The sequence below is a fragment of the Synechococcus sp. R8-2 genome (assembly GCF_047461715.1).
In the GTDB taxonomy this organism is placed as follows: Bacteria; Cyanobacteriota; Cyanobacteriia; order Thermostichales; family Thermostichaceae; genus Thermostichus.
This window is the reverse complement of record NZ_JANSHQ010000154.1, coordinates 1-4,714: the sequence shown is the minus strand read 5'-3', so window position 1 is coordinate 4,714 and position 4,714 is coordinate 1. Positions and strand designations below refer to the sequence as shown.

Annotated in this window: 5 protein-coding genes; 2 read left to right on the top strand and 3 right to left on the bottom strand. The window is 57.4% G+C overall.

Going from position 1 to position 4,714, the window contains the following annotated elements:
• A partial coding sequence (locus tag NW819_RS04395; RefSeq protein WP_414413004.1) for a primary-amine oxidase occupies positions 1–1,875 on the top strand: 1,875 nt, incomplete at its 5' end.
• 181 nt (positions 1,876–2,056) lie between these two features.
• On the opposite strand, the gene NW819_RS04390 is transcribed toward NW819_RS04395, so the two are convergent.
• Positions 2,057–2,314 carry a DUF3146 family protein gene (locus NW819_RS04390; protein WP_414329773.1) on the bottom strand — a complete coding sequence of 86 codons (258 nt, stop codon included), beginning with the start codon at positions 2,312–2,314 and terminating at the stop codon, positions 2,057–2,059.
• Between the two features lie 229 nt (positions 2,315–2,543).
• Positions 2,544–2,885, bottom strand: a complete 342-nt coding sequence (locus NW819_RS04385; RefSeq protein WP_049749658.1) for a DUF3155 domain-containing protein — start codon at positions 2,883–2,885, stop codon at positions 2,544–2,546.
• An 818-nt stretch (positions 2,886–3,703) separates the two neighbouring features.
• Between NW819_RS04385 and NW819_RS04380 the strand changes: the two genes are divergently transcribed.
• Positions 3,704–4,195, top strand: a complete 492-nt coding sequence (locus NW819_RS04380) for a DUF4168 domain-containing protein (protein ID WP_414413003.1) — start codon at positions 3,704–3,706, stop codon at positions 4,193–4,195.
• Here the strand turns inward: NW819_RS04380 and NW819_RS04375 are convergent.
• Positions 4,185–4,714, bottom strand: a 530-nt coding sequence (locus NW819_RS04375) for a sensor histidine kinase (protein ID WP_414413002.1), incomplete at its 5' end; no start/stop codon positions are given. The genes NW819_RS04380 and NW819_RS04375 overlap by 11 nt on opposite strands.

The following is a 4,714-nucleotide window of genomic DNA, read 5'->3' as shown; positions in this document are numbered from 1 at the left end:
GTGGTGCAGATCCTGCGCCGGCAACGGCCCCTCAGTTCTCAGGGGCGCTTTGTAACCATCCAGCTACACGAGCCGGAGCGGCCTTGGATGGAAGCGTGGCAGCCGGGGCAGCCGTGGGATCGGCAGGCTTTCGTGGTGCTGTTGGATCCGGCCAGTGGCAACACCTACGAAGCCGTGGTCTCTCTGTCAACACAGCAGGTGCGCTCTTGGCAGCTCGTTCCGGGCGTGCAGCCCCCTCTGCTCGACGATGAGGTGTACGCCTGCGACCGCCTGCTCAAGGAGGATCCCCAATTTTTGGCGGCTCTGCAGCGGCGGGGGATTGCCGATGTGGATTTGGTGATGGTGGACTACTGGACGGTGGGCTACTTCGGGATCCCGGAAGAAGAAGGGCGGCGGCTGGTGCGAGGCTTTTGTTTCCTACGTACTTCCCCTTGCGACAACGGCTATGCCCGCCCCATCGAGGGGCTCTACCCCTGGATTGACCTCAACCGCATGCAAGTCGTCAAGGTGGAGGATCGGGGTCTGTGGCCCTTGCCGCCGGAGTCCGGTAACTTCGACGAGCTGTTTTTCAAAGATTTTCGCCAAGACTTGAAGCCGCTAGAAATCACTCAGCCCCAAGGGGTGAGCTTCCAGGTGGACGGCCACCACATCCGCTGGCAGAAGTGGGATCTGCGCATCAGCTTTAACCCGCGAGAGGGGCTCGTCCTCCACCAGGTGAGCTACGAGGATCAAGGCCGCCTTCGCCCCATTCTCTATCGGGCTTCGGTAGCAGAGATGGTGGTACCCTACGGGGATCCGCGGGATCCCCACTTCCGCAAAAATGCCTTCGATGTGGGGGAATACGGCATCGGCATGCAGGCCAACTCCCTGCGGCTGGGCTGCGACTGCTTGGGAGAGATCTACTACTTCGATGCCTGGTTGCCCACCAACAGCGGCGAGCCCATGCTTTTGAAAAATGCCGTCTGTATGCACGAGGAGGACTTTGGGGTGCTCTGGAAGCACACCGACTGGCGCACGGAACGGGCGCAGGTGCGGCGCTCGCGGCGGTTGGTGCTTTCCTTTTTCACCACCATTGGCAACTACGACTACGGCTTTTTCTGGTATTTCTACCAAGACGGCACGCTGGAGTTTGAAGCCAAGCTCACCGGCATCATCAACACTTGCGCCACGTTGCCGGGGGAAGAGCCGGAGTTTGGCGTCTTGGTGGCACCCCAATTGTCTGGCCTCAACCACCAGCACTTTTTCACTGTCCGCCTCGATATGGCGGTGGATGGGCCGTGCAACTCCCTCTATGAAGTGCATGCAGAACCTCTGCCTCTGGGGCCGGATAACCCTCACGGCAACGCCTTTCGCGCCCGCTCCACCCTGCTCAAAACCGAGCAGGAGGCTAAGCAAACGGTGGATCCCTTGCGGGGCCGCTATTGGAAGATTGTCAACCCCAATCGCCACAACCGCCTGGGACAGCCGGTGGCCTACAAACTGATGCCGGGGGACAATGTCCAGCTTTTGGCCCACCCCAACTCTTGGCTGCACCGACGGGCAGGATACCTGGCCCACCACCTCTGGGCCACGCCCTACCATCCCGGCGAGAAGTTCCCAGCAGGGGACTACCCCAACCAACATCCCGGTGGCGAAGGGCTGGTGAAATGGACGCAAGCGAACCGATCCCTGGAAAACACCCGCCTGGTGCTCTGGTATAGCTTTGGCTGCAATCACTTCCCCCGCACCGAGGACTGGCCAGTGATGCCGGTTAGCTACATCGGCTTTATGCTCAAGCCCCTGGGCTTCTTTGAGTGCAACCCAGCTCTGGATGTGCCTCCTCCCCCGCCGAAGACCAAAGGCTGCTGCAGCTTTATTGACTACCCCCCTGCCTAGAGGGCGAGGATTCTTTCAAGTGCGAACAGCTTGGGCGCGACAGGAGTGAGAGGGGAGGCACTCTTCGCCCACGGGGCTTGAGACCTGGTTTCTGGGTCACCGTAGCAGGTGCCTTCCATTGCTCAGCCCCGGTCTTTGGTGCTGGGCAAAAGCTCTGCTCAGATCTGCTCAGATTGAGAGTTCACAAGCTGCTGCGAATCACAAACGAGTAGTTGCTGCCCGGTTCCAGCAGATAGTCGGATTTTTCCAGAAAGCGGCTCAAGGGCTCGCAAATCAAAGCCCGCCCCACAGAAGGCTCCACTCTGAGTTCCCCGGCCCGAAAGCGCCAGCAAAAGCGCCAAACCCAACCATTGGCATTGACTTCCCCCTCAATGGCACCCTCTTGCCAAGAGCGGCGGGTAATTTGGATGTGGGCAGTGGTCTGAGGCAGTCGGCTCATCCGGCATCTCCCGACGGGATCCCTTGTAGGGTAGCGCGTGGCTCCCTCGCTGCCGCCAGCAGGTCGAGTATGGCGAGTGAGGCAGCAGGAGCTCAACCCGTGGGGAGGGATCCCCTAAATAGGGTCAGTTCTTTTGATTTTCTTGATTTTCTGAGAGCGGCTGCAACAAACCCCCCAGGGTAGGGGGGCTGTTTCCTGGGCTCCTGCTGTAGGAAAAGCTGGCCAGAAGCTAGCGAGCGGCAGTTGCAAGGGTCTTCGAGGATTTTTTCTCTGGCTTTTCAGCCGCAACCTCTGCTAACAAAGCTCGCAGGCTGGGAAAAAGGAAGTGGTTCTCCTCGACATATTGCGCGCCGAACAACCCCTTCTCCGCCCAGAAAAACCGATCAACTGTATGTTCATTTCGTCGCACCAAAATAAGTGCGGGGGGCTGAATAGACTTCTCCTGAATATATTTTCGAGCAGCAGTTACAGACTTCTCCTCACCACTGTCCAGATTAAATTGAGGAATGTGATCTAAAATCTTGCGCCCTTCCAGACGACGGCGACTCTTACGCTTTCTTCTCCTAACCAATGTAAGCCTCCTGTAGAAGGATGACCGAACAACCGCAACCGCAAAGAATATATCAGCGCTGCTTAAGAAAAGCAATAACTTTTACCCATTTTTGTTATCATCTTTTACAAAGGCAATAAAGACAGCAGTCGCCCTCAAAGCCCTTGAAGGGTTACTTATGGACGCGCCCAAAAAAATCTAATCGGGAACCTTTCTCCGAACAAAAAATCCTCCAGCAATCGCCTGCAAAGAGAGCTGGCGATTGGGCGTTTGCTAGGTTGACTGCTGATATTGATAGGGGATCCACGGGCTCTGACACCTGCGAAGAAAGTCAGATGCCGATGTGGGAGATCCGCATCAAATCTGGCCCCTAGCCTAACATTAACAAAAACGATACTCAACAGAACATATACCTAAGCTCAGCTTCAAGACAACCCCCTTTGGGCTGAAGTGCTAAGTCAATTGCCAATGCTGCAAGTCTGGAGCTGCTCAACCGAGGAGAGAAAGGGGCACTCCGGTGCCGGGCTACCGTTGAACAGCGCATGTAAGACTGTACAACCAACTTCTTGTTTCTACAAGAGATCCACTGCAGATCCCCAGCATGTCCACACAGCCCTTTCGCGAGTTCATCCTGGGAGCCCTGGAGTGAGGAGTTCTGGTACCGTAGGGATTGGATGGATCCCGCCTCAGGTGCCAGCAAGCTGGGATGAGCTTGATGGGCATTCAGGACTGCGTTGAACCGATTAGACGGAATTCAGGCATCTTGCTAGTCTGGCTTCAGGTTTGGCTGCACCTCAAGGGCTTAGGTCTATCTTGTCTGGGTTTGGGGAGTTTTGGGCATGATGAAATTCGCGTTGCTGATGGGTCTGGGACTCAGCTTGGGATCCCTGCCGGTTTGGGCACAGGGAGCAACCCCGTCGCCTGGCCCTGCTGCAACTGCTTCTCCGACTTCGGGGGGGGCTCCGGCCACAGCAACTCCCAGCCCTGTGGCATCTCCAGCCCTGACCCCAGAGCAAGTCACCGATGCCCAGGTGGAACAGTTGGTGCGGATTCTGTTGGAGTTGGATCCCCTGATTCGGGAAGCCAGCGCCCAACTGCGGGAAACCCAGAACGAGGAGGAGTACGAGCAAATTATGCGGCGCACAGAAACCCAAGCCAGCCGCATTGTTGAAGAGCAAGGGCTGACGGTGCTTCAATACCGCGAATTGATGACCTTGGCGAACGAAAATCCTGTTCTCAACCAGCGGGTTCGGGCCCGCTTGCAAGAAGTTTTGCAGGAAGGGGAAGCTTCCAACTCTCCAAAGCCGGCCACCCCGACGCCTACACCCTAGGCTGAGCTGGCTTGCCTTGGCCAAAGACAGGGAGAACCCGAGGCAGCCGCAAGGTAAAGCAGGTGTGGTTGGCCTCGCTGTTGAGGTGAATGCTTCCTTGCAACAGGCTTACCCGCTGCCGCACAAGGGCCAACCCCAACCCTGTCCCCCCTTGCCGCCAGGGATCCGCGCTGGGCACCCGATAGAACTTCTCAAATACCCGCTTTTGCTCTTCCAGGGGAATGGTTACGCCGGTGTTGAGGACTTGGATGTCCAGGTGGTCGGAATGGCAGGTGGCCTGAAGGCTGATCAGGTGCCCAGCAGGGGTGAATTTACATGCATTTTTCAGCAATTCCGCCAGCACCGACTTTAGCACTCCCGGCAGGGTAAAAATGGCAGACAGTCCTGAAGGGATCCCAAGGCTGAAGCGCTGATGGCGGCTATGGGCCTCCTGAGCAAAGGGCTCCGCGATCTGGGGCAACCACTCTTGCAGCTCCAACCAGCAGGGCCGCTGTGAACCGTTCGCGTTAGCGGGACGGA

Bases quoted from the DNA above. Each gene is read 5' to 3' on its own strand.
- NW819_RS04390 (WP_414329773.1), bottom strand. From the start codon at position 2,314: ATGAGCCGACTGCCTCAGACCACTGCCCACATCCAAATTACCCGCCGC.
- NW819_RS04380 (WP_414413003.1), top strand. From the start codon at position 3,704: ATGATGAAATTCGCGTTGCTGATGGGTCTGGGACTCAGCTTGGGATCC.